Source organism: Bradyrhizobium cosmicum (assembly GCF_032290525.1).
Taxonomy (GTDB): Bacteria; Pseudomonadota; Alphaproteobacteria; order Rhizobiales; family Xanthobacteraceae; genus Bradyrhizobium; species Bradyrhizobium cosmicum_A.
On record NZ_JASXTA010000019.1, the window covers coordinates 82,383 to 106,081 of the forward strand.

Annotated in this window: 25 protein-coding genes, 1 tRNA gene and 1 pseudogene; 14 read left to right on the top strand and 13 right to left on the bottom strand. The window is 63.8% G+C overall.

What is annotated here, in order from left to right; genetic code table 11:
* The first annotated feature begins 59 nt into the window (after positions 1 to 59).
* The 3 genes from QSV46_RS29200 (at position 60) to QSV46_RS29210 (ending at position 1,332) form a co-directional block, all read left to right on the top strand.
* On the top strand, positions 60 to 428 hold the full coding sequence (locus tag QSV46_RS29200) for a hypothetical protein (protein ID WP_314959695.1): 369 nt from the start codon (positions 60 to 62) through the stop codon (positions 426 to 428).
* A gap of 140 nt (positions 429 to 568) precedes the next feature.
* A tRNA-Asn gene (locus QSV46_RS29205) sits at positions 569 to 643 on the top strand.
* Positions 644 to 750: 107 nt separating this feature from the next.
* Positions 751 to 1,332 carry a DUF6538 domain-containing protein gene (locus QSV46_RS29210; RefSeq protein ID WP_314959697.1) on the top strand — a complete coding sequence of 194 codons (582 nt, stop codon included), beginning with the start codon at positions 751 to 753 and terminating at the stop codon, positions 1,330 to 1,332.
* On the opposite strand, the gene QSV46_RS29215 is transcribed toward QSV46_RS29210, so the two are convergent.
* Together QSV46_RS29215 and QSV46_RS29220 are read right to left on the bottom strand one after the other, a co-directional pair.
* Positions 1,251 to 1,706 (bottom strand): hypothetical protein, encoded by a 456-nt coding sequence (locus tag QSV46_RS29215; protein WP_314959698.1) that lies wholly within the window; start codon positions 1,704 to 1,706, stop codon positions 1,251 to 1,253. The genes QSV46_RS29210 and QSV46_RS29215 overlap by 82 nt on opposite strands.
* A gap of 7 nt (positions 1,707 to 1,713) precedes the next feature.
* Complete coding sequence (locus QSV46_RS29220) at positions 1,714 to 1,953, bottom strand: hypothetical protein (protein WP_314959699.1); 240 nt, start codon at positions 1,951 to 1,953, stop codon at positions 1,714 to 1,716.
* On the opposite strand from QSV46_RS29220, the gene QSV46_RS29225 reads away from it, so the two are divergent.
* Positions 1,943 to 2,239 (top strand): hypothetical protein, encoded by a 297-nt coding sequence (locus QSV46_RS29225; RefSeq protein WP_314959700.1) that lies wholly within the window; start codon positions 1,943 to 1,945, stop codon positions 2,237 to 2,239. The two genes, QSV46_RS29220 and QSV46_RS29225, sit on opposite strands and share 11 nt — an antisense overlap.
* 258 nt (positions 2,240 to 2,497) lie before the next feature.
* Here the strand turns inward: QSV46_RS29225 and QSV46_RS29230 are convergent, their stop codons facing one another.
* Positions 2,498 to 2,746: a hypothetical protein gene (locus QSV46_RS29230; protein ID WP_314959702.1), complete on the bottom strand. Its 249-nt coding sequence runs from the start codon at positions 2,744 to 2,746 to the stop codon at positions 2,498 to 2,500.
* Between the two features lie 95 nt (positions 2,747 to 2,841).
* Between QSV46_RS29230 and yaaA the strand changes: the two are divergent.
* Positions 2,842 to 3,186: pseudogene (gene yaaA, locus QSV46_RS41465) on the top strand (peroxide stress protein YaaA); the annotation flags it as partial.
* 493 nt (positions 3,187 to 3,679) lie between these two features.
* Here the strand turns inward: yaaA and QSV46_RS29235 are convergent.
* A complete protein-coding gene (locus QSV46_RS29235; protein ID WP_314959957.1) occupies positions 3,680 to 4,669 on the bottom strand; it encodes a helix-turn-helix domain-containing protein in 990 nt (329 codons plus the stop codon).
* 386 nt (positions 4,670 to 5,055) lie between these two features.
* Between QSV46_RS29235 and QSV46_RS29240 the strand changes: the two genes are divergently transcribed.
* The 6 genes from QSV46_RS29240 (at position 5,056) to QSV46_RS29265 (ending at position 13,028) form a co-directional block, all read left to right on the top strand.
* Positions 5,056 to 6,177 (top strand): formylglycine-generating enzyme family protein, encoded by a 1,122-nt coding sequence (locus tag QSV46_RS29240; protein WP_314959703.1) that lies wholly within the window; start codon positions 5,056 to 5,058, stop codon positions 6,175 to 6,177.
* A 154-nt stretch (positions 6,178 to 6,331) separates the two neighbouring features.
* Complete coding sequence (locus QSV46_RS29245) at positions 6,332 to 6,511, top strand: hypothetical protein (RefSeq protein ID WP_314959704.1); 180 nt, start codon at positions 6,332 to 6,334, stop codon at positions 6,509 to 6,511.
* 156 nt (positions 6,512 to 6,667) lie between these two features.
* Complete coding sequence (locus QSV46_RS29250; protein ID WP_314959705.1) at positions 6,668 to 7,330, top strand: protein-L-isoaspartate O-methyltransferase; 663 nt, start codon at positions 6,668 to 6,670, stop codon at positions 7,328 to 7,330.
* A 214-nt stretch (positions 7,331 to 7,544) separates the two neighbouring features.
* Entirely contained in the window at positions 7,545 to 8,930 is a 1,386-nt protein-coding gene (locus QSV46_RS29255; RefSeq protein ID WP_314959707.1) for a TolC family outer membrane protein, read from the top strand.
* Positions 8,931 to 9,235: 305 nt separating this feature from the next.
* Complete coding sequence (locus QSV46_RS29260; RefSeq protein ID WP_314959708.1) at positions 9,236 to 10,000, top strand: DUF2497 domain-containing protein; 765 nt, start codon at positions 9,236 to 9,238, stop codon at positions 9,998 to 10,000.
* 151 nt (positions 10,001 to 10,151) lie between these two features.
* Entirely contained in the window at positions 10,152 to 13,028 is a 2,877-nt protein-coding gene (locus QSV46_RS29265) for a valine--tRNA ligase (RefSeq protein WP_314959712.1), read from the top strand.
* A 110-nt stretch (positions 13,029 to 13,138) separates the two neighbouring features.
* Here QSV46_RS29265 and QSV46_RS29270 read toward each other — a convergent pair whose 3' ends face one another.
* Entirely contained in the window at positions 13,139 to 13,741 is a 603-nt protein-coding gene (locus QSV46_RS29270) for a DNA-3-methyladenine glycosylase (RefSeq protein WP_314959715.1), read from the bottom strand.
* Between the two features lie 130 nt (positions 13,742 to 13,871).
* Between QSV46_RS29270 and lipA the strand changes: the two genes are divergently transcribed.
* A complete protein-coding gene (gene lipA / locus QSV46_RS29275) occupies positions 13,872 to 14,828 on the top strand; it encodes a lipoyl synthase (protein WP_314959717.1) in 957 nt (318 codons plus the stop codon).
* A gap of 6 nt (positions 14,829 to 14,834) precedes the next feature.
* Positions 14,835 to 15,317 (top strand): type II toxin-antitoxin system RatA family toxin, encoded by a 483-nt coding sequence (locus QSV46_RS29280; RefSeq protein WP_314959719.1) that lies wholly within the window; start codon positions 14,835 to 14,837, stop codon positions 15,315 to 15,317.
* A 165-nt stretch (positions 15,318 to 15,482) separates the two neighbouring features.
* Here QSV46_RS29280 and QSV46_RS29285 read toward each other — a convergent pair whose 3' ends face one another.
* Genes QSV46_RS29285 through QSV46_RS29310 form a run of 6 tightly spaced genes read right to left on the bottom strand, consistent with a single transcriptional unit; the run spans position 15,483 to position 20,632 of the window.
* Positions 15,483 to 16,298, bottom strand: coding sequence for a c-type cytochrome (locus QSV46_RS29285; RefSeq protein WP_314959722.1), 816 nt, complete (start codon positions 16,296 to 16,298; stop codon positions 15,483 to 15,485).
* Entirely contained in the window at positions 16,298 to 17,920 is a 1,623-nt protein-coding gene (locus QSV46_RS29290) for a b(o/a)3-type cytochrome-c oxidase subunit 1 (RefSeq protein WP_314959726.1), read from the bottom strand. Before QSV46_RS29290 ends, QSV46_RS29285 begins: the two co-directional genes overlap by 1 nt.
* Positions 17,907 to 18,482, bottom strand: coding sequence for a cytochrome C oxidase subunit II (locus QSV46_RS29295; protein ID WP_314959730.1), 576 nt, complete (start codon positions 18,480 to 18,482; stop codon positions 17,907 to 17,909). Before QSV46_RS29295 ends, QSV46_RS29290 begins: the two co-directional genes overlap by 14 nt.
* Positions 18,479 to 18,655: a hypothetical protein gene (locus QSV46_RS29300; RefSeq protein ID WP_314959733.1), complete on the bottom strand. Its 177-nt coding sequence runs from the start codon at positions 18,653 to 18,655 to the stop codon at positions 18,479 to 18,481. Before QSV46_RS29300 ends, QSV46_RS29295 begins: the two co-directional genes overlap by 4 nt.
* A 19-nt stretch (positions 18,656 to 18,674) precedes the next feature.
* A complete protein-coding gene (locus QSV46_RS29305; RefSeq protein WP_314959736.1) occupies positions 18,675 to 19,916 on the bottom strand; it encodes a cytochrome c in 1,242 nt (413 codons plus the stop codon).
* 8 nt (positions 19,917 to 19,924) lie between these two features.
* A complete protein-coding gene (locus QSV46_RS29310; protein ID WP_314959738.1) occupies positions 19,925 to 20,632 on the bottom strand; it encodes a c-type cytochrome in 708 nt (235 codons plus the stop codon).
* 302 nt (positions 20,633 to 20,934) lie between these two features.
* Here QSV46_RS29310 and QSV46_RS29315 point away from each other — a divergent pair, with 302 nt between their 5' ends.
* Entirely contained in the window at positions 20,935 to 21,711 is a 777-nt protein-coding gene (locus QSV46_RS29315) for a mechanosensitive ion channel family protein (RefSeq protein ID WP_314959740.1), read from the top strand.
* A 29-nt stretch (positions 21,712 to 21,740) separates the two neighbouring features.
* On the opposite strand, the gene QSV46_RS29320 is transcribed toward QSV46_RS29315, so the two are convergent.
* Both QSV46_RS29320 and QSV46_RS29325 read right to left on the bottom strand, forming a co-directional pair.
* The gene (locus QSV46_RS29320) at positions 21,741 to 22,352 is read right to left on the bottom strand and encodes a CinA family protein (protein WP_314959742.1); all 612 of its coding nucleotides are present in this window, start codon (positions 22,350 to 22,352) and stop codon (positions 21,741 to 21,743) included.
* Positions 22,353 to 22,356: 4 nt separating this feature from the next.
* Positions 22,357 to 23,538 carry a bifunctional 2-C-methyl-D-erythritol 4-phosphate cytidylyltransferase/2-C-methyl-D-erythritol 2,4-cyclodiphosphate synthase gene (locus tag QSV46_RS29325; protein WP_314959744.1) on the bottom strand — a complete coding sequence of 394 codons (1,182 nt, stop codon included), beginning with the start codon at positions 23,536 to 23,538 and terminating at the stop codon, positions 22,357 to 22,359.
* Between the last annotated feature and the right edge of the window lie 161 nt (positions 23,539 to 23,699).

Here is a 23,699-nt window from a genome sequence, read left to right on the forward strand (position 1 = left end):
CATTGATCTCTCGATCATGGTTCGGGCGCCGGAGCCTGTTTCGATCGGGAGATTTTCAAATGAAGTATTTTCTGTCTGCACTGACCGCGATCGGTCTTGCCATCGTCGCCGCGCCGTCGTTCGCGGCTGATGCCCGCAACGTCACCATCGTCAACGAGACCGGTTACGCCATCAAATTCCTGGGCTTCAACGCGCCGGACGATGGTCTGGACGAATGGGACAACGAGCTCGACAAGGTTTTGCAGAACCAGGCGAGCACCTATGTCGAGTTCGACGATGACGACGAAGGGTGCGTCTGGAACGTCCGCGTCGACTGGCAGAGTTACGACGAGGCCGTGCTCTGGAAGAACGTCAACCTCTGCAAGTTCACCGCGCTGCGGCTGCGCTACGATTCCGGTACCAAGACCACCTCGTTCGTCGCCGAGTAGTTCGACCTGACCTGACTTGCCGGAGGAGGGGCCGCTCCAGGGCCTTTCTCGCCGCATTGTGCAAGATAGCGAATTCGTCCTTTGCAAGCGCAACCGGCTTTGTTATACGCAGCCGCGCGCGAACGACGAGTTCGCCCTTTTCCTCGGTAGCTCAGCGGTAGAGCATCCGACTGTTAATCGGATGGTCGCTGGTTCGAATCCAGCCCGGGGAGCCACCACTTACCGCGTAAGCCCTTCCAAAAATTGAAGAAATGGCTCCAGAGCGATCCACGATGTCCACGTGGTCTATACACAAGTGGCTACACATGGTAGGAGCCAAGCCATGTCAAAGCGCTCCCAATTGCCTCATTTCCTGTCCGAGATTCCTTATCTCACGATCACCCCGACCGGATTCTATGGGTACAGGCGTCGGGTTCCTGATGAGATTCGCGCCGATCTCGGCGGCGAGTTCATCCGCAGTCTCCGCACCCGCGACCCGGCCAAGGTTCTCAGAAACTATGCGAAGATGCACTCGACCGCAGAAGAGGTATTCGCACGGGCGAGGCGGAAGGCGGGGGTTGGTGAAGACATTGTCTTTGAGATGGCCTTGCGCTCGCTCAGGACAAAAGGGCTGGCTGACCAGAACGGGGGCTTGGCTCATCTCGACCACGATGACAGGTCGGAAGGGCAAGACATCATCCTCAGCGCTGCCGGGTTCGGCAACACTGAGGAACTGAGTGAGGAGCTTGATGCCTATCCAGCCGGTAAGGCCCCGATCAAGTTGAAAGCGGTGTCCGCCGCTCTCGGCCTGCTGGCCGGTAACAAGCGCCGCCCGGTCGTCTCCTACTGCCTAAACCAGTTTCTTGCGGACAACCACTTGCTCAAGATCGCGGACGCCGCATCAGCGCCACCATCACGTCCATAACGCGGAAAGACAGGGGCGGAGGGATTGCGGCCCTTGATTCTCGTGCGTAGGACCGCAACCGACTTCTGATCAACCACCGGCACGGTTCGGACAGACTGCTGGTTCTTCAAGCGCCGGATGTCGTTGAATCGGAGATCGAGGACAACACCATCATCACCCTTGTCCAAGATGTCGCGAACCTCCAAGCCGGTGATCTCGGCAAGCCGCGCTCCGGTGCAGGCGAGCAGCCTGACGATGTCCTGTAGATCATCGTTCATGGTGCCGGTCTTGGTCAGGAGCGACTTCACTTCATCGTATTCGAAGGACACGCCGTCCTCGTTGTGATCGGCGGGTTTCGCGACTTCCAGCCGCGAGAACTGATTCGTGCCTTCCAACTCAAGTTCACGCAGGCACCACCCGGTCAGCCTCCCTCATGAACTTGCTGTATTTCTCCACGGTGGAGGGCTTGTAGCCGTCCGCCTCCAGCTTCATGACGAAGCTGCGAGCTTCCGGGCGGGTGATCTCGGTGATGTCCTTGTCCCCGACGACCTTGATAAATTCACCAACGATAAGCTTGCGCTGCTGCTCGTAGCGCTTCCACTTCCGTGATTCGGGGTCTTCGCGACGTAGCTTGACCACCATCGGGCTGCGTGATCCCAAGGCAAAAAAGCCCAAGACCACCCACAGCCTGCGTCACACCTTCAAGGATGCCTTACGAGACGCCAGCGTCACCCGTGACATCGCGAATAAGATACAGGGCCACACTGAGGGTGATGCGTCCGATGACTACGGCTCCCTTGGATTGCTAGCCCGTAAGCGCGAAGGGATGGTGAAGGCTTGGAAGTTGCTGGCCCCAGCCACCACGCCTGTCCTCGATGCTGCGGTATCGCCAGCCCCAGCCAATACGGTATTAGCCGGGGCTGAATAGGGTGTTTCTTTATTTCACCGCGACGGAGAAATTACGTTCATGTTCGGAAGTTCAGCCCTCGTATGGGCGTTAGTCCTTAATGTCGGTTCACCGCCTGTGGGTTACTTTAAGACGAAAGAGGCTTGCATTGAGGGGTTCAGAGCGTCCGTTGCCGTTTTTACTCGCGGCGAGAAACCCTTTTCCGAGCTAGGAAACGGTATGGCGGGCTTTTGCATTCCGGTTGAGACCCCCATTAGAGGCAATTGAAGCGCTTCGTGATTATGCTCTCGCAAATTGCCTAGCTAGCGCGAGCACATGCCTCCACGTCACGTGCTTGGCCTTGCCGGTCATTCTCTTGATGCCGTGATCAATCACGACGCTCTTGATGGCCGCGCTGTTGTCGGCGAGCCGGGTCAGTTCATCGTAGCCAGCCTGTCCAAGCTCACGCATGGCCGCCGCCTGTCCGACGCTGACCACTTGATGCACTGAGCCGAAAGCAGCATCCTTGCTGATACCCCGCTGCTGCAAGCCGGTCCAGATTACGTCATCCTGTGCAAGCTCACCCGTGAGGATGTCTTTGCCGAGTTCAATGGCAGCATCCTGATCTAGCCCGGTATCTCCCTGCTTGTGAACGCTACACCGGCCGCATCTATGGGCGGATCACCAAAGAGGGATGGGAAAGCTATTTTCAGAACAGCAGCCGGGTGAAGATTCTGATTATGTCAGGGCTTTACGGGCTAATCGAGCCGAATGAGTTTATTCAAAACTACGACATCCATCTGTCGGACACGCACAAGGACTATGGATTGGATGTCAAATCACAGTGGCTGGAGTTATATACCAAGGCGCTCACTTCCTACGTCAGGCACGCATGGAGTGGGGGACGCAGAGTCCGTATCTTCAACCTCCTTTGTGATCATCACTACGTCGATGCAGTACGGTGGCTTCGCGTTCCCAGAGAGAGCTAACATCGGGTTTGATCTTGTTGAGTATGTCGGAGGGGAAAACACGCTGATCGTTCGGGCGGAAGGCGAGAAGGACAGATTTGACTACACATTCGATGTGAGCGGATTGCCGGCTGCCTTCGAGAAAATGAAAGACGTGTGCAAGCGCCAAGCGGGGTGATTCCTAAGTTGAACTTGGCCACCTTAGGATCGAGCGCGAGCGAGCAGACTGCCGATTGCCGCCTCTCGATTTTCCGGATTTCTGGATGGGTCTATACACACGAACCACCGCGACTCTATACACGCACAGAGCCTTCGCTCCGGATAACAAAGTCAAGTCAATAGGTTACTGGCACGTCAATAGGAGCCAAATCCAGCCCGGGGAGCCAAAATCCAACAAAATCAAACGCTTGATTGTGTTGCATGTTAGCAACACAGACCTCGGCTGTGCGTTCGTTCTGCTGAGCGGCGCAAAGGGAATCGGTTGGACCGGCCTCGGTGCCGCCGGCCAGGGTGCCTAGATTTCATGCCCGGAGGGGTGGAGGCGACGGCGAGCGGCTCCGACTCCCAGCGTCTGCGATGGATATTCGCCGAACATGGCGAGGTAATACTGCGAAAATCGCCCCAGCTCGTAAAAGCCTTGCTCCATTGCCACCGCCGTGACGGTCGTCGAGCCCGGGGCGCTCTCGCGCAGGATGGAGTGAGCGGTGCACAGACGTTTCTGCCGCAGGAACGTCACCGGGCCGAGGCCGAACACTTCTTGAAAAGCGCGATGGAGGGTGCGGCGCGACATCCCGAGCGCGGCGCAGATCTCCGAAACATGCACCGGGCGCGTACCGGTCTCATCGAGATACTCCTCGACCCTGCGGATCAGCCGTCGTGCCGAGGGCAGCCATCCGCTGTTGTCGGGCGGCAGCGACGACAAGACATTGGCCGCCATGCATTCGACAATCGATCGCTTCCAGAAATCTGCGGTCGACGGCGTCAGTCCGTGCTGGTGCCCGCAGAGGTGCGACATGATCCGGACCAGGCGGCGCGAGGCAATCGCGCCGGTCTCGAGGTCCGCACGGAAATGGCCTCGGCTGCGCCAGGTTTCGGGATCGCCCAGCCGCGCCTCGCCGCCGAACAGGGACACGACCTCGGTGAGGTCGAAACGCATCGCGGCGTACGCGGACGGGCCGTGAAAGACGCCGTCATGCTCGACCAGCGGCGGAATGACGAGCACGTCATTGAGCTGCATGTCGAACGACCAGTGGGCGACGCGCTCTTCGGCCGCGAGCAGCATTCCGACGATCAGCTTGTCGTCGCTGGGGACGCGCTGCGTGCGCATGCCGACGTTGAAGGTACCGATGCTCAGCGAGAAATCGCCGATACCGACGTGCGACAGGGTTCCGCGCAGACGCCCGCGTCCGAGCTGCATCACGTCGACATGTGAGCCGTGCACGGCTTGGTGAAGGCCTTCGAAACCGTCCAGCTGCCGCGAATCAACCAGCAGGAATTTCCCCATGGCTGTATTCTGTTGCTGAAGCCCGACAATTCTGCGGCGGTGACAGCCAAGCACCACCACAATGCGAACTGGGTACGACCGACCGACTTCGCGTTTTGAGGTACTGCGCGACACTGCTGATCGAACAGCTCGCGACCTGCATCGTGGAGTCTCGCGAATCGCGGCGTGCTGGCACAAACTGCACGTCACAGCCGTCAAATCCTGGGGTACCATTTGCAAGCTCAGCGACATCAGCGGTGTTCGCCCTGCGACACCGGGTTTCGCACAGTTGGCGCCGGGAAGATGAGGCCAGACAATGCGCCTGACGTGTCGGGCAATGGGCCATCGTCGATATCGGCCGAAGTCGGCACCGTAGCTGCGGGAATGCGCGTCTCGGAGTTTGCACCATGTTGCGGGCGGAGCCGGGTCACTGTGAGTGGCTGCCGGATGACGTGAAGACCGGCGAGATGGTCTTCATTCCCGGCGGGACCTTTCGCATGGGATCCGACCACCACTATCCCGAAGAGGCGGCAAGCCATCGCGTCTCCCTCGACGGCTTCTGGATCGACCGCACGCCTGTGACCAACAGGCAGTTCAAGCAATTCGTCGAGGCGACCGGCCATGTCACCGAGGCGCAGGTCGTTTCCGATCCAACGGCCTGTCCCGGCGCACTGAACGACACGCTCTACGCCGGTTCGCTGGTGTTCTCGCCGCTGCCGCGCATCACCGATCTCACCGACTGGAGCCAATGGTGGTCGTTCGTGCGCGGCGCCAACTGGCGACATCCGTATGGCGCCGGCAGCGACATCAGGGACCTCGACGACCATCCGGTCGTGCACGTCTCGCACAACGATGCAGCCGCCTATGCCCGCTGGGCCGGCAAGGACCTTCCGACGGAAGCGGAATGGGAATTCGCCGCCCGCGGCGGTCTCGACGGCGAGGAGTTCGCCTGGGGCGATGCGCTGATGCCCGGCGGCAAGCACATGGCCAACATCTGGCAGGGCAATTTTCCCGTCCAGAATCTCGGCGATGACGGGTTCGAGCGTACCTCGCCGGTCATGGCCTTCCCGCCGAACGGTTACGGCCTCCACGACATGATCGGCAATGTCTGGGAGTGGACCTCGGACTGGTGGTCACCCAGCCATCCGGCGGACGCCGCAAAATCCTGCTGCGTCCCGAAAAATCCGCGCGGCGGCCGCGAGGACACCAGCTACGACACGCGTCGGCCCGACATCCACATTCCGTGCAAAGTCCTGAAGGGCGGCTCGCATCTCTGCGCACCCAATTATTGCCGGCGCTACCGGCCCGCCGCGCGCCGCGCCGAACCGGTCGATATTTCGACCAGCCATATCGGCTTCCGCTGCGTGGTGCGCACGCCTCGCGACGTTGACCGCGCACGGGAGGGGAGTTGCCGCGAGCGCGCTCGCGTCGATGCGCCGGCTGGCGGACCGGGCGGTGACTGGAGCGCAATTCACCGCATTTTCAGTGTCTTGCATTCACATTCTGACGTGACGCGCGATGATGGTTGAAGCGGGATCTCAACATTGCTCCGCCCGAATTCAGCAAGATCGCGCTCAAGCGCTTGTGTGCGCGTGGCTGCGGTCGGGTCATGAGAGCGACGCCAATTCGACTTATTTTGCATCGAGCTTGGCACATGCCGGAATTCTTACGGAGCTGATTCCCATGCCAGATATCCTGGCCGACCTTTCCCGGACGGCCCCTTCGATCCTGCCGGCCGATGTTCCCGAGCTCAGCGATGACGAGTGCCTGGCCTGTCTCGCGCGCGCTGTCGATGCCCCCGACTCGGTGCGGCTCGACGAAGTCGCCGCACTGATCGGCCGCCTCGCGGTAACAATCGAATAGCTGATCCTCCGCCCGATCCCATGAGGTGGGCAGGCTTTGGAGCCTGCGCAGGTCTGGTCCGTCCAGGCCAACGGACGTGTTGCGTTTTCCCGGAGCCTGCTCCAAAGATGCCGCCAAGTTTCGTCCGCGGCATCGTCCGCATCTCAGGGTCCGCAAATGTCCGGTTTCTCGACCGCGCGCCTCAAAATGGTCGATGGCCAGGTGCGCACCAATGACGTCACTGATCGCCGTGTTCTCGACGCCATGCTCACGGTTCCGCGCGAGACATTCGTGCCGGCGGCCAAGCAGGCCCTGGCCTATCTCGACCTCGATCTCGACGTCAGCGAGGACGGCACCAAGCGCTTCCTGATCAAGCCGCAGCTGACCGGCAAGCTGCTCCAGGCCGCCGAAATCGGCGCGGATGACAATGTGCTAGTGGTCGGCTGCGCGACGGGCTACCTCGCGGCGCTGACGGCGAAGATCGCGCGCCAGGTCACCGCGACGGAGAACGAATCGGCTCTGGTTGCAAAGGCCAGGGACACCTTTGCCAGCCTCGGGCTCACCAACGTCACTTGCAAGGCCGCTTCCTGCACTGAGGGAGATCCGTCTGCCGCCCCCTATGATGTGATCATCCTCAACGGCGCCGTCGAGGTCACGCCCGAAGGGTTGCTCGGACAGCTCAGGGAGGGGGGGCGCCTGGTCGGGGTATCTGCCGAATCGAGGCCGCCGCGGGCCGTGATCATGACCCGTACCCACGGCGAATTCGGCCACCGGGCGCTGTTCGATGCCGCAGCTCCGGTCCTTCCCGGGCTGGAACGGGCCGCCGCTTTCGTCTTCTGACGGCCCTATCACGGGTTTCGCCCGTAAAATCCCGTTCTGAATCAGAAGTGTGGCCGGGATGCTGCACGTAAAGAGTTTCCACTGGGAACCACTCTTGAGTAGTTCCGTCGCGCTTGACTGCGTCCTATGTTGCGACGGGGTAACGACTCCACTCGGATACGGTAACCAGGTTCGCGGGCACGAGCCTGGCGTTAGAATGAACGGAATTTCACGGATGCATGGGGTGAAGCTCTTCACCGGAGCTGCGGTTTCGGTCCTGCTGATGGCGCTGGCCGGGCCCGCGCCTGCCTTGGCCGACACGATCGAGGCCGCTTTGGTGCGAGCCTATCAGAACAATCCGCAGCTCAACGCACAGCGCGCCCAGGTGCGCTCGACCGACGAGAACGTGCCTCAGGCCTTGTCGGGCTATCGCCCGAGGGTGTCGCTGACGGCGAGCGGCGGCTATCAATATCAAGATATTCAGAGTGCCCCGGGGAGTGACTCATTCCATGGAAACAGGTTGCCTCGCAGCGCTGGAGTGACCGCTACGCAGACGCTCTACAATGGCAATCAGACCGCCAACAGAACGCGGGCGGCGGAGAGTCAGGTCTCCGGTGCCCGCGAAGCGCTGCGCAGCCTCGATCAGAGCGTGCTGCTCCAGGCCGCCACGACCTACATGGACTATCTGCGCGACGCCGCGACGCTCGAAGTCCAGCGCAGCAACGTGCGCGTGCTCGAGCAGACGCTGAAGCAGACCCGTGACCGTTTCAACGTCGGCGAAGTGACGCGCACCGACGTCGCGCAATCGGAAGCGCAACTGGCTGCCGGCAGGACTCAGGCGCTCACCGCCGAAGCGAACCTCACCACGACGCGGGCGAACTTCCGCCGCATCATCGGCAACGAGCCGACGAACCTCGCACCGGGCTCGCCGGTCGACCGGTTCCTGCCGCCAACACTCGCTTCGGCTGTCGAGCTCGGCCTGGTCGAGCATCCCAATGTCACGGCGGCAATGTTCGGCATCGACGTCAATTTCTTGCAGGTCAAAGTCGCCGAAGGTGCGTTGCTGCCGACCGTTACGATCCAGGCATCGGCCACGCAGGCCAACGAACAGTCGTTGATTCAGATGCGCTCGTTCAGCGCATCGGCGATCGCGCAGGTCTCGGTGCCGATTTATCAGGGCGGTGGTGAGTATTCGCTGATCCGGCAATCCAAGGAAAACCTGGCGCAGCAGCGTCTCAACCTCGAAACGACACGCGATCAGGCTCGTGCGACCGTCGTGCAGTGGTGGGGCTCGTTGCAGGCTGGCAAGGCGCAGGTGCAATCCGCGCAGGCACAGGTTACGGCCTCCGAGATCGCGCTGAACGGCGTGCGCGAAGAAGCCAAGGCCGGTCAGCGCACGACTCTCGACGTGCTCAACGCGCAGCAGGCGCTGGTCAATGCGCGCGTCGCGCTGGTGACCGCGCAGCACGACCGTGTCGTGGCATCCTATAACGTCCTTGCCGCCGTCGGCCGCCTTGCGCCGCAGGTCCTCGGCCTTTCGACAAATGTCTACGATCCCAGCGTGCACTACCATCAGGTCCGCGACAGCTGGGCCGGCGTGCGAACGCCTGACGGGCGCTGAAGTCCCGTAGTCATCCGGTCGGCCCCCGCGAATAACCGAGGCCGACCGGCGCTTTGCTTGCAATCATTAAAATCCCTGACATAGCCTTGCCAAGAAGATGTGGGCCGATTCGGCACGCATCGATGTTGCGTGCGTAAAGCTTGAGTGCCGGGGCAGGGGCGCACCGCGCACGTTGAGCCCGTGAACTGGGGACAAGTCGGGCTGCCGCGACGAAAATGTCGGGGCGTCCGTTGCGGAACCGGCCAATCCTGTCGTGCTTGGTGTAAAACAACGCATGCGAGGGCGTTGATGATGTGGAGTCGGAGATGACGCAGCCTGCAAAGGTCACAGAACCCTCGATGGAGGAGATTCTGGCCTCGATCCGGCGCATCATTGCCGACGATGAGGCCAAGCCGCCGCCGGCCGAAGCCGCGAAACCCGAGAAGGCCGCGGCGCCCGTCGCGCCGCCAAAGCCGCAGGCGATGAACGACGTTCCGCCATCCAAGGTCGCCTCCGCAAAACCTGCCGCCGAGAAACCCGCGCCGCCGCCGGCTGCGAAGCCAGCACCGGCCCCGCCGCCCGCACCTGCGGCAGATGCATCCAACAACCAGGACGATATCGACGCGCTGCTGGCGGGGCTCGACGCGACGACGCCTGCGCCCGAGGTCCGTGCTCCGGAACCGGAGCCCGAACCCGACGTGCTCGAATTGACCGACGAGATGGCGGTGGAGCCGACGCCGCCACCAGAGCCGCCGAACTTTCGCAAGGTCGAGCCGCGCGACGATCTGGAATTCGCCGAATCGCCGCCGCCGCGACCGACGCCACCGCCGTCTTATGCACAGGTGGATTTCGATGCGCCGCCGCTGCCGCCGCAGCAGCCGATGCTGGCGCAATCGACGGTCTCCGCGGTCGAATCCGCCTTCAACTCCCTGGCCCACACGGTGCTCAGCAGCAATGCGCGGACGCTGGAGGATCTGGTCAAGGAGATGCTGCGTCCGATGCTGAAATCCTGGCTCGACGACAATCTGCCGGGGCTCGTTGAACGCATCGTGAAGGCCGAAATCGAGCGGGTCTCGCGCGGCGGCAGGTAGGGCGGCCGCACAGCCCTCATAAAGCCTCGCTCAAGCGTCATATTCGGCCTTTCCAGCGGGCCGGGAAGCCGTTTTGCCGCGGGGCTTTCCGTTGACCTTCTCTTCGACCTTTTCGTTGACTTGCCCCTCGCGCGCGGCTTTCTAGCAGCCCATGATCGAGAAAAATTACCAGCCCGCCGATATCGAAGCCCGCATGTCCGTCGTGTGGGAGGACAGCCTTGCGTTCAAGGCCGGTCGCCCCGACCGCCGCGACGCCGTGCCCTATACCATCGTGATCCCGCCGCCGAACGTGACGGGCTCGCTGCACATGGGCCACGCCCTCAATAATACGCTCCAGGACATCCTGTGCCGCTTCGAGCGCATGCGCGGCCGCGACGTGCTGTGGCAGCCCGGCACCGACCATGCCGGCATCGCCACCCAGATGGTGGTCGAACGGCAATTGATGGAGCGTCAGCAGCCCAGCCGCCGCGAGATGGGCCGCGAGAAGTTTTTGGAGCGGGTCTGGCAGTGGAAGGCCGAGAGCGGCGACACCATCATCAACCAGCTCAAGCGCCTCGGCGCCTCCTGCGACTGGTCGCGCGAGCGCTTCACCATGGACGAGGGCCTGTCGAAGGCCGTCATCAAGGTGTTCGTCGAGTTGCACCGCGACGGCCTGATCTACAAGGACAAGCGGCTGGTGAACTGGGACACCAAGCTGCTGACCGCGATCTCCGATCTCGAAGTGCAGCAGACCGAGGTCAAGGGCAATCTCTGGTATCTGCGCTATCCGATCGAGGGCAGGACCTTTAGCCCCGAGGATCCCTCGAGCTTCATCGTCGTTGCCACGACGCGCCCGGAGACCATGCTCGGCGACACCGGCGTGGCCGTGCATCCCGATGACGAGCGCTATCAGAAGCTGATCGGCAAGAACGTGCTCCTGCCGCTGGTCGGCCGCAAGATCAAGATCGTCGCCGACGAGTATTCCGATCCGGAGAAGGGCTCCGGCGCGGTCAAGGTGACGCCGGCGCACGACTTCAACGATTTCGAGGTCGGCAACCGCCACGGCCTCGCCCGGATCAGCGTCATCGACAGGGAAGGTTGCCTCGACCTTCTCGACAACGAGGATTATCTGCGCGACCTGCCCGAAGGCGCCTCGCAGTTCGCCGAGGAATTCAACAAGCTCGACCGCTTCGTGGCGCGCAAGCGCATCGTCGAGCGTCTGGACTCGTTCGGCTTCGTCGAGCGGATCGAACCGCACACCCACATGGTACCGCACGGCGATCGCTCGGGCAGCGTGATCGAGCCGTATCTGACGGACCAGTGGTACGTCGACGCCAAGACACTTGCAAAACCCGCGATCGCGGCGGTGCGTTCGGGCGAGACCAGCTTCGTGCCGAAGAACTGGGAAAAGACCTATTTCGAGTGGATGGAGAACATCCAGCCCTGGTGCATCTCGCGCCAGCTCTGGTGGGGACATCAGATCCCGGCCTGGTACGGCCCCGACGGCAAGGTGTTCGTTGCCGAGACCGAGGAAGAAGCCGTTAGCCACGCGCTCGGCTATTACGTCGAGCAGGAGGTCATCACGGCCGAGCAGGGCCGCGAGATGGCGCTCGACCGCAACAAGCGGGACGGCTTCATCACGCGCGACGAGGACGTGCTCGACACCTGGTTCTCCTCGGCGCTGTGGCCGTTCTCGACGCTCGGCTGGCCCGACGACGCGCCCGAGGTGCAGCGTTACTATCCGACCAACGCCCTGGTCACCGGCTTCGACATCATCTTCTTCTGGGTCGCCCGCATGATGATGATGGGCCTGCACTTCATGAAGGAGGTACCGTTCTCGACCATCTACATCCACGCCCTCGTCCGCGACGAGAAGGGCGCCAAGATGTCGAAGTCGAAGGGCAATGTCATCGATCCGCTCAACCTGATCGACGAATACGGCGCAGACGCATTGCGTTTCACGCTGGCTGCGATGGCGGCGCAGGGACGCGACATCAAGCTCGCCACCAGCCGCGTCGAGGGCTACCGCAACTTCGCGACAAAGCTCTGGAATGCCTGCCGCTTCGCGGAGATGAACCATTGCGCCATGCCGGAGGGCTTCGAGCCGGCAAAGGCGAAGGAGACGCTGAACCGCTGGATCGCACATGAGAGCGCGCACACCACGCGCGAGGTGACCGAGGCGATCGAGGCCTACCGCTTCAACGATGCCGCAGGCAGCATCTACCGCTTTGTCTGGAACGTCTATTGCGACTGGTATGTCGAGCTCGCAAAGCCTGTGCTGCTGGGCCCGGATGGCCCCGCCAAAGACGAGACCCGCGCTATGGTTGCCTGGGCGCGCGACGAGATCCTGAAGCTGCTGCATCCCTTCATGCCCTTCATCACCGAAGAGCTGTGGGAGGTGACGGCCAAGCGCGACGGCCTGCTGGCACTGGCGCCATGGCCGCTGAAGCCGGCCGAGCCGACGCCGGAGCAGCTTGCGATGCTCGCGGCGACGACGGGCCCCACCGACGCGCTCGTCTCGCCGGCCTGGGTGCTGCCGATCTTCGACCATGCCGACTTCACCGATCCCGCGGCCGAGGCCGAGATCGGCTGGGTGATCGACCTCGTCACGCAGATCCGTTCGGTACGCGCCGAGATGAACATCTCCCCGGCGACGCTGACGGCGCTGGTGCTCGCCGGCGCCTCGGCCGAGACGAAGGAGCGCGCGCCGCGCTGGACGGATGTGATCAAGCGCATGGCCCGCCTGTCCGACATCTTCTTCGCCGACCGCGCGCCGGACGGCGCGGTTCAGCTGCTGGTGCGCGGCGAGGTCGCCGCGCTGCCGCTGAAGGGCGTGATCGACGTCGCCGCCGAGCGTACGCGCCTCGACAAGGAGATCGGCAAGGCCGACGCCGACATCAAGCGCGCCGAGTCGAAGCTGGGGAACGAGAAATTCGTCGCCAACGCGGCCGAAGAGGTCGTCGAGGAGGAGCGCGAGAAGCGCGAGGCGGCGCTGGCCCGCAAGGCCAAGCTGCTCGAAGCGCTGGAGCGGCTGAAACAGGCGTCGTAAAACTCCCGTCATTCCGGGGCGATGCGTGGCATCGAACTACGGCGCGCAATTGCGCGCCTGAGAATCTCGAGGTTCCGGGTTCGCCCCTTCGCCGCGCCCCGGAACGACAACTATTTCGGGAACGGCTTGCTCAGGAATTTCGAGCCCCTGACGCCATAGCGCCAGGGCAGCTCGACCGCCCTGGTGATGCCGATCCGGATGCCGGTCGCCACTTCCACGTCCTCCGTTCGTGCATGCAGCGCGATCGGCGGCCGGTCCAGCGGCAAGGCGTTGTACGCGATGGTGATGCCGAGCGCTTCGGTCAGCTTGCCCGGGCCCGAGCACAGCGTATGCAAATCCTGGAGATGGCGGCGGCGGCGCATCGCGGCGATGCCGTGGGTCGGCTCCAACGCGCGGATCAGCACGGCGCTCGCCGAGCCTTCTTCCTCGCAGACGAAGTTCACGCACCAGTGGATGCCGTAGGAGCGGTAGACATAGGCAAAGCCGGGCGGACCGAACATCACCTGGTTCCGCGGCGTCGGACCGTTGTAGGAGTGCGCGGCGGGGTCGGTATGATGATAGGCCTCGACCTCGACGATGATCCCGCCGACGCCGTTGACCAGCAGGGTCGCGCCGATCAGGTCGGGCGCGACCTCGTGGACGCTGCGTCCGAAAAAGGCACGTTTCAGGGCTTTGCCGAGTCGTGGTGTGGAGGCTTTCGAGACTGGAGTCATTCGAGATGAGAATCGCTTGAGAACAGAGCAGGATATTGCCCATATCTGCCATGTTCCCTGAAGCAGGGCGAGCCGGGTTGCGATGCGTAGCGAGACCGACTAGGTAGGACCTGAACAGACCGGACACCCCATGGTCGTTATTGTCGATACCATCTCGAACCCGCTGCGGCCGCGCCACCCCGAAAAGGTGAATCGCCCCGATTCCGCTTCGCCGCCGAAGCCGGACTGGATCCGCGTGCGAGCGCCCAACACCCGCGGCTATGCCGACACCCGCAACATCGTGCGCGCCAACGGTCTGCACACGGTATGCGAGGAGGCGGGTTGCCCGAACATCGGCGAGTGCTGGGACAAGAAGCACGCGACCTTCATGATCATGGGTGACACCTGCACCCGTGCCTGCGCCTTCTGCAACGTCAAGACCGGCATGCCCAATGTGCTGGACGCGGCCGAGCCGCACAACGTCGCCGAGGCCGTGGCCAAGCTCGGCCTCGCGCACGTCGTCATCACCTCCGTCGACCGCGACGATCTCGGCGATGGCGGCGCCGAGCATTTTGCAGAGACCATCCGCGCGATCCGGGCCGCGTGTCCCTCGACCACGATCGAGATCCTGACGCCCGACTTCCTGCGCAAGCAGGGGGCGCTGGAGGTCGTCGTCGCGGCGAGGCCCGACGTGTTCAACCACAATCTCGAGACCGTGCCGTCGCGCTATCTCACGGTGCGGCCCGGCGCGCGCTATTTCCACTCGATCCGGCTGCTGCAGCAGGTCAAGGAGCTCGATCCCACCATCTTCACCAAGTCCGGCATCATGGTCGGGCTCGGCGAGGAGCGCCACGAGGTGCAGCAGGTGATGGACGATCTGCGCTCCGCCGACGTCGACTTCCTCACCATCGGGCAATATCTCCAGCCGACCCGCAAACACCACGCCGTGATGCGCTACGTGCCGCCGGACGAATTCAGTTCTTACGAAAAGGTCGCCTACACCAAAGGCTTTCTGATGGTGTCGGCAAGCCCGCTCACCCGCTCGTCGCATCATGCCGGCGAGGACTTTGCGAGACTGAAGGCCGCGCGGGCCGCGACTGCCCGCTGAACCGCTATGCCCAAATTTTCGAGCAAGCGCCGTGTCAATCACAGCGCACCCAAGATGTTTGATCTGGTCGCCGACGTCGAGCGCTACCCGGAATTCGTACCGCTGTGCAGCGCGCTGAAGGTCCGCCAGCGCATGGCCAAGCCTGACGGCACCGAGGTGCTGGTGGCCGACATGACGGTGTCGTTCAAGTTGGTCAAAGAGTCCTTCACCAGCCGCGTGACGCTCGACCGTGCCAATCTGAAGATCCTGGTCGAATATCTGCAAGGTCCGTTCAGCAACCTCGAAAACCGCTGGACCTTCGAGCCCAGGGGCCAAGAGGACGGCAATGATGTCTGTGACGTCGGCTTCTTCCTCTCCTACGAATTCAGGAGCCGCATGCTGGCGCTGCTGATGGGCTCGATGTTCGACGCCGCATTCGCGCGCTTCTCCACCGCATTCGAGAAACGGGCCGATGCGATCTACGGCCGGCCGAAGCTGGCGTCGTCGTAGGCTCCGGCCGGGCACACTCTCGTGTCCCGGACGCGGTGCGGCGCGTAGCGCTGCTCCGCAGAGCCGGGACCCACGCCACACGAACGCCTCGGAAGCATGGGCCCCGGCTCTGCAGCGCACCGCTGAAGGAGCGCTGCGCTGCGTCCGGGGCACGAGCTCCTCACTTCAATCCACCGCCTTCACCACATCCGGCGGCTGCGAGGCGTAATACGCCGCGGCTTGTTCGATCTCCTGCGGCGTCATCGCGCGCGCGACGTTGCGCATCTGCTGGCTGATGTCGTTGCGGCGCTCGCCTGAGGCGAAGGCCTGGAGCTGCGCCTTCATGTAGGCCTCGGACTGACCCTCCAGCCACGGGCTGCCGGTCTTGTTGTCGAGGCTGCCATGGCAGGCGCCGCAGGGCGCGATGCCGCGGATCGGCGCACCGTAGATGACGATGTCGGGTTTCGGGAGAAGCGGCGTCGGATGATAGGCCGGCAGCCGCGGCAGATAGGCGTAATAGTTCGAGAGATCGGCGATTTCCTGGTCGGTCAGATTGACGGCGAACGGCGACATCACGGCATTGGTGCGCGCGCCGGAGCGGAAATCGTGCAGCTCCTTGTAGATCACGGCGGCATATTGGCCGGCGAGGTTGGGCGAGTCCGCGCGGCTGATGCCGGTCGGGCCGTGGCAGATCGCGCAACGCTGCGCCAGCGTGGCGCCGCGGCCGATCGCCTCCTGGCTCGGACGCGCCAGTGTGCGCGAGGTCAGCACCACCTCCGACAGGCGTTTTGTCTGCTCCGGCGCCGTGACGCTCGGCGCGGGTTGCAGGACTCCGGCGGCACTGCAGATCGCATCCCAGACGTTGGCGAACTGCACCCAGGGCTGGGCAAACGGCAGCACGATGAAGCCGGCAATTGCCGTGACGATCAGGATCGCGGCGGTGATGCCGACGCCGACCCTGAAATGGCTGTTGCGGAGGGTGAAGAGATCGCGCGTGCTCATCACTGCGCTCCCACATAGACGGCCGGCACCGACGTGCCCGAACTGAGCGCCAGATTCAGGATCGGATAGCCGTAATTGGTGAGGGTAAGGGCGATCATCAGCGCCACCCAGAGGCCATGTGTGTTGAGCGCAACGGGTACGGTTGTCGGCTGGTGCACGGCGAGCGCGAAGCGGTAGGGGCCGGCATCAACCTGAGGCGCACGCATGCCACGCGCGAGGATGACGATGAACATGATGCCCGACGCCAACAGGATGAAGCCGCCGATTGCCGAGAAGGTGACCGAGAGCGCCTGCGGCGCGATGGCGGGATCGCCGAAGTCGAAATAGGCCATGCGGCGCGGCATGCCGAGGATGCCGACCCAGTGCCATGGAAAGGTGGTGACGATCATGCCGACAAACCACATCCAGAGCTGGCTGCGGATCAGGCGGACGTCGATCAGCTCCCGTCCGGTCAGATGCGGCCACAGATCGTAGGCGATCGCAAAGTACATGATCACGATGGCGCCACCGAAGATCAGGTGGAAATGACCGGTGATCCACTGCGTGTTGTGGATCGATGCGTCGAGCTGATAGCTCATGTTGATGAGGCCGCCGGCGCCGCCGAAGCCGAGCATGACGAACGAGAACGCCAGCGCCAGCATCATCGGATTGTCCCAGGGCAGGGCCTTGATCCAGCCGAACATGCCGCGGCCGCCGCGCAGGCGTGCCGCGATCTCGACGGACGCGCAGATCGTGAACACGGTCAGCAGCGTCGGCAGCGCGACCAGCGCCGTGAACGCCGAGTGGATGAACTTGAAGCCGGCCCCGACCTGCGGATCGGCGAAGGTATGGTGCATGCCGATCGGCATCGACACCACCAGGAACAGGATGAAGGCGATCCGCCCCATGCTGTCGGAATAGACCCGGCCGCCGATCGCGCGCGGCACGATGGTGTAATAGGCAATGTAGGTCGGCATCAGCCAGAAATAGACGATGGCGTGAAGCGTCCAGGAGAAGAACACGCGGGCAAGGCCCGCATCGATGGTGGCCTTGAGGCCTGCGGCAACCGGAATGATCTGGAGCAACAGCTCGAGCGCGGCACCGACCGCGGTCCAGGCCCACAGGTAAGAGCCCGCGACATTGGCGAACATCGCGAGCGGCACCGGCGCCCCGGGATGCGCCCTGCGCCAGACGCGCAGATTGATCGACATCAGCGCGACCCAGATCCAGGAGCCGACCACGACGAGGACAACGCCGAGGTAGTAGAACACGTTGCCGATCAGCGGCGGATAGAACGTGTAGAGCACCGAGGCGCGGCCGAGCGCTATCGGGATCAGCGCCATAATGCTGCCGGCGACGATCAGCCAGAATCCGGTCCACGCCCAGCGCACACCGACCAGGCGCTGCTCCAGTGCGGACTCGCTGATGGCGTAGCCAAAGGCCATCGCGACCAGGGTTGGGAAGACGTAGCCCATCACCGTGCCGTGCGCGGTCAGGGAGCGGTAGTAGAGCTCGGGGTTCGACAGCCAGCTCCCGATCGGGCTGCGGATGAACATTTGCCAGGCGCCGAGAGTCAGCGCGAAGCCGAACACCGCGAAGGCCAGCCAGAAATGGGCGAGGATGAGCTTCCTATTGACCAACACAGCTCAGCCTCCCGCCGCCCTTTGCACGATTGGCGAATTCGGTCTTGTCGATCACCTTGACCTTGCCCCACATCCCCTCATGGCCGAAGGAGCAAAACTCCTGGCAGGGCATCAGATAGTCGCCGGTCCTGGCAAAGCGCATGAGCTGCTCGGAGATGTAGCCGGGCACCAGCATGGTGTTGACGTTGGTGCCCTGGATCAGGATGCCGTGCACCACGTCGGCACTGGTGGCACGCAACGTGATCGGCGTATCCGACGGCACGAGGATGCAGGCCGGGGTGAAGGAATATTGCTGGCCGATCGCGCGCACGGTCACATTGCCGTTGGCTTCCAGCACGCTGCCGAGATTGCTCTCGACAAATTCGCCGGAGAGGTGAATCCGGGACGGATCGGCGGTTTCCACGCGCGGCTGCGGCATGGTCGCGCGATGGATGCCGGCGAACGCCGCCAGCAACGCCATCATCACAACGATGACCACGGCGATGCTGGCCCAGCGCCGCTCGACGCGGGCGGCGACCTCGGCGCTGGCGCTTCCGTTGCTGTGGGTTTGCTCTGCGCTCATTGCAGCGGTCCGCGCGGCAGGAAGACGAACAGATAGAAGGCGAACCACATCGCGACCACGCAGGCGGTGGCGATGCCGGCCACCACGATCGCGCCGGACGGGCCCTGCGCTACGACTTCCTCGATGGCCTGGTCGGCTGCTGCTGGGCTAGTCGGCGGGTCGGAATTGAACATGATGGATCTCTGGCGCCTCTCAGTTCAGCGGTGCGGAGCGCAGCTCGTTGGCCTCGCGCGCCGAGACCGGCGTGCCGCGATTGCCCCAGGCGGTGCGGATGTAGGAGACGACGGCGGCGACCTCGTTGTCGGAGAGGACGCCGGCGAAGGGCGGCATGCCGTAGGGCATCGGATTGCCCTTGGTGCCCGGCGGATAGCCGCCATTGAGCACCATGCGGATCGGATTGACCGCCGACTGCATTTCGATCGACTGGTTGTTGGCGAGCGGCGGCCAGTGCGGCGGTTTGCCCTCGCCCTGCGTGCCATGACAGCTCGCGCAGCTCTTGTCATAGACGGTCTTGCCGAGGCTGATGAGCAGGCTGCTTTCGGTGGTCGGCAGCGCCGAGCCCGGCAGCGGAGGAGGCGAGGGCTCCGCGATGCCCTTGAGGTACACTGCCATCGCCCTGGTATCCTCGTCGTTGAGATATTGCAGGCTATTGTGCACGACCTCGGCCATCGGGCCGTAGACCACGCCACGCATGGAGACACCAGTCTGGAGCAGGTCGGTGATGTCCTTGATGCTCCAGTCGCCGAGCCCGGCCTCGCGGTTGTTGGTGAGAGACGGCGCGTACCAGTTCTGCATCGGGATCAGGCCGCCCTTGAACGCGTCCGCTTGCGAGGTGCCGCCGAGTGCGTTGATCGGCGAATGGCACATGCTGCAATGGCCGAGACCCTCGACCAGATAAGCGCCGCGATTCCATTCCGCCGACTTGGTGGTGTCGGGCTTGAACTCGCCCTCGCGGAAGTACAGCGTGCGCCACCCGAGAATGAGCTGGCGGTTGTCGTAGGGGAAGCGCAGCTCGTGCGGCTTGTTTTTCTGGCTGACCGGCGCGATCGAACGAAGATAGGCGAAGATTGCGTCGCTGTCGGCGCGTGTCACCTTTGTGTAGGACGCGAACGGCATCGCCGGGTAGATCAGCCCGCCATCCGGGAAGCGGCCGTTGTGCATGGTTCGGTAGAAATCGTCCGCGCTCCACTTGCCGATTCCGGTATCGCGATCCGGCGTAATGTTGGAGGTGTAGATCGTTCCGAACGGGGTCGGCATCGGGCGCCCGCCGGCGAACAGGCGGCCCTCAGCCGCCGTGTGGCAGGCGGTGCAATCGCCGGCGCGTGCGAGATATTCGCCTCGGGTGATAATCTCGCTCGTCTTGTCCTGGGCCTGCGCAGCCCTGGTGAGCGCGGCGAGGGCGAGGAGAGCGATCAACAATTTCGAGCCCATCATCCGCCTCGTCAGTTGGGCTGGCTGCCGCAGCCGAACGGCAGCGCGTAGGTGCCTTCCGGTACGGGAGCCGGATTCGCTGGCGCTGGCCGCGTCGCGAGCCAGGCCGCGACGGCGGTGACGTCGGCCTCGGTCAGATGACCGGCGACGAGCTGCATGCAGTCGGGCGACTTCGCCGTGCGGGTGCCGTAGCGCCAGGCACCGAGCTGCGCGCTGACATAGGCCGCGCGCAAGCCGAGCAGGCCGGGGATACCCGGCTGCATGCCCGTGAGACCCGGGCCATGGCAGCTTACGCAGGCCGGAATGCCACGGCCCGCATCGCCGCTGGTGGCGAGCAGCTCGCCCTGCGCCAGGACGTCCTTGCTGGCCCCGCTCGGTACGGGTTGCGGTAACGGAGGGTGCTCGCTGGCGAAATATTCCGCCATTGCTTCCAGATACGGATCGGGCAGGAATTCCAGCAGATAATTCATCGGCGGGTATTTGCGCCGGCCGCTGCGGAAGGCAAGGAGCTGGTTGTAGAGATAGCCCGCCGGCTTACCGGCAAGTCGCGGGAAGTAAACGTCGCTGGTGCCTTCGCCCTTGTTGCCGTGACACGGCGTGCAAGCTTCCACCCGCGCTGCCATGGTATCCGGCGGCTGGTTGGCCGTTTGTGCGGACGCGCCATCAAAGGCGGCCAAGGCGACAATGGCGCTGGCCAGGGCAGTGAAGCGAACGAACACGCCGTCGCCCTCCAGAAAGCAGGACCGGGTCGATGCCGCAAGGTAGAGGGCATTATTGCGCCATTATTTTTCCCACGCCAAGTTCTGATGGAAGCCACGACGTTTGGTCGCGGTTGCATGTTTGCGATCCCGATCGATTTCGACAAGATTTGTGTGCATTTTGAAAAGCATGGGTTCGCAGTCCCGCGGCGCGTCTCGCGCGAGCTTGCTTGCCCCTCCGGGGCGGTGTTCCCCATCGACCATCGACGGGATCATTTCGCGCCAACGCGAGTTCTGTACGGATTGTCCGGGTTGGAGCCGCCATGACCATCAATCTCGACACGCTGAAAGCGTCGCTCATCCTGTATGGGCTAAATGCGATCTACGCGATCCTGCTGCTGGCGATCGGCTGGTATCTGTCCGGCGCGATGCAGCGTTTCGTCACGCGCGTCTTGAGCGTCACGCATCGCGTCGATCCGCTGGTGACCTTGTTTGTCGCCAGCGTCGCTCGCTATGCCGTGCTGGCAGTGGTCGGAATTGCCGTGCTGCAGCTGTTCGGCATCCAGACCGCGAGTCTTGTCGCAGTGCTCGGCGCGACATCGCTCGCCATCGGACTGGCCTTGCAGGGCACGCTGTCCAATCTCGCTGCCGGCGTGATGCTGCTGCTGTTCCGGCCCTTCCATATCGGCGATGATGTCGAGGTCGGCGGCAAGGCGGGAAAGGTGCGATCACTGTCGCTGTTCATGACCGAGCTGGTCGGCGCCGACAACACGCAGATACTGTTGCCGAACGGGCAGGTATGGGGCGCAGCGATCATCAATCACAGCGCCTATCCCGGCACGGGGGAGGTCAAGGTGACGTTTCCGGTCAGGGCCGGAGCCGCCAATGCGCTGGCCGACCAGATCCTGAAGGAGCTGCGTGAAGATCCGCGCGTCGACGAGCGGGCCGCGCCATCGGTCAATGTGTCGAAGGTGATCGCGGCCGATCCCGCGGCGCCTGTCGTCGAGTTGACCGTGATCGCGAAGGTGAAGCCATCCGACGCCGATACAGTCAAGCAGCGCGTGCTCGACCATGCGGGTGCGCTGCTTGCAGCGGCGTGAGGGGCCTGGTCAGGCCATACTCTCGGATATCACCCCCGCGGCGGGCGCGGTGGCCGGCGCTTGACCGCATGCCGGCGCGGCGAGCGTGTCACGCGGGGACGCAGCCGCGTTGCGGCGGCGGCGCGTTGCGGCTTGGCCGTGACTTGCGGGCCCCGCGCGAGATCCATCAGCATGCGCAGCGCCTCGACCACCGAGCGCTGCCGCACGGCGGTGCGGCCGATCGCGCCAAAGCGATGCTCGCGATGGATGATGCGCCCGTCGCGCGCCGCGGCGGCGAAATGCACGAGGCCGACCGGCTTGCCCGGCGTCGCCCCGCCGGGGCCGGCAATGCCGGTGATGGCGACGGCGAGATCGACGCCCGCACGCTCGAGCGCGCCGATCGCCATCGCCGTTGCGGTCTCTTTGCTGACGGCGCCGAAATTCGTGAGCGTGCTCGCCTCGACCCCGAGCATGGCGCGCTTGGCGTCGTTGGAATAGGTGACGAAGCCGCGATCAATGACATCTGACGAGCCGGGGATGTCGGTCAGTGCGCCGGCGACGAGGCCGCCGGTGCAGGACTCGGCGGTCGCGATCGTCAGCTTGCGCATCCGGCACAGATCGAGCAGCGAGCGGGAGAGGGCGCGTGCGTCGCTGCCGCCCATGGTCCTACACGCTCCAGGGAAGACGGATGGTGGCGCTCGCGGTGGCCGCGATGCCTTCCTCGCGGCCGGTGAAACCGAGCCGCTCGCTGGTGGTCGCCTTCACCGCGACGCGGGAGACGTCAACGCCGCAGATCTCGGCGATGCGCGCACGCATGCTGTCGCGCAGCGGCCCGATCTTCGGCCGCTCGCAGATCATCGTCACCTCGAGATTGGCGATGCGCCCGCCGCGCGCCGTGACGCGCTCGATCGCGTACTTCAAAAACTGGTCGGAGGAGGCGCCCTTCCACTTGGCATCGCTCGGCGGGAAGTGCGAGCCGATATCGCCATCGGCGAGGGCGCCGAGGATGGCGTCGACCAGCGCATGCAGGCCGACATCGCCGTCGGAATGCGCCAGGAAGCCTTTGGTGTGCGGCACGCGCACGCCGCAGATCATGAGATGATCGCCCTCGCCGAAGGCGTGCACGTCATAACCCGTACCGGTCCTGATGTCGCCGAGCAGGCTGGCCAGGCGCGCTTCCTCGCGCACGAAATCTTCGGGAGTGGTGAGCTTCATATTGGCAACATCGCCTTCAAAGGTTGCAACCGTCAATCCCGCCCATTCGGCAATCGCGGCATCGTCGGTGAAATCGCTGCGCCCGTCCTTTGCGGCGCGACGATGCGCCTCGAGAATGACGTCGAAACGAAAGGATTGCGGCGTCTGCGCGATTCTGAGCCTCGCCCGGTCCGGCGTGTCCTCGACATCGCCGCTCGCGCCGGTGAGCTTGATGGTGTCGGTGACGGGAACGACGGGGATCGCAGCGCCGGTGCGGCTTGCCGCCTCGATCGCGCGCGAAATCACGCCTTCCGAGACGAACGGACGTGCCGCGTCGTGGATCAGGACGATGTCCGGTTTGTGCCTGGCGAGCGCTTCCAATCCGGCGAGCACCGACGCCTGACGCGTGGCGCCACCGCCGGTCGGCGCCTCGTGCTTCAATCCTGCGACCGCTGCCGTGAACATGGCGCGGTCGTCGGGGTTCACGACCGGCTGCACCGCGAACACATCGGCATGGCGGCTGAAGGGTTCCATGGCGCGATAAATCACGGGCACGCCGCCGATCATCCGATATTGCTTCGGCCCGCCCGCGCCTGCGCGCAGACCGCGTCCGGCCGCGACAAGAACGACTGCGGTGCGCTGTGATTTCGCCATAGGACTCAAATACTCAGTTGGTGATGAAGAGAGTCGGGGGAGTGGGGTGATTGCCGCAAGCCTCTAGCACGGCAGGCCCGCAAAAAAAGGGGGTTTCCCCGGATTGTGGGAAACAGCAATTTGCTGCACTGCACTTGAAAGATCTGCAGAACTGGTTAAAG